The organism is Type-D symbiont of Plautia stali (genome assembly GCF_001485335.1).
In the GTDB taxonomy this organism is placed as follows: domain Bacteria; phylum Pseudomonadota; class Gammaproteobacteria; order Enterobacterales; family Enterobacteriaceae; genus Pantoea; species Pantoea vagans_C.
In genome coordinates this window covers 1-270 of the sequence record NZ_BBOC01000222.1, presented here as the reverse complement: position 1 = coordinate 270, position 270 = coordinate 1, and the positions used below count along the sequence as shown (strand labels likewise).

Annotated in this window: 1 protein-coding gene; it reads right to left on the bottom strand. The window is 48.5% G+C overall.

Going from position 1 to position 270, the window contains the following annotated elements; all coding sequences use genetic code 11:
- Window positions 1-207, bottom strand: a 207-nt coding sequence (locus PSSD_RS26095) for a transposase (RefSeq protein ID WP_058974238.1), incomplete at its 3' end; no start/stop codon positions are given.
- Window positions 208-270 lie beyond the last annotated feature (63 nt).

The following is a 270-nucleotide window of genomic DNA, read 5'->3' as shown; positions in this document are numbered from 1 at the left end:
CTCTTTCTGGAGACGGCGGATCTCGGCCTGAGCATCTGACTGTTCTTTATTAGTGGAAGATTCCGGACCGTACTTCTTTATCCAGGCGTAAAGGCTGTGGGTGGTGATATCGAGACGTGTTGCAACGCTGGAAACAGAATGGCCACGATCAACAACCTGTTTGACTGCTCCAATTTTAAACTCTTCGGGATAACGCTTACCGCTCATGGGCACCTCTCTTTAAGCCATCTTAAATGACTCTGAGGTGTCTGTTAAACCCGTGGCGATTCA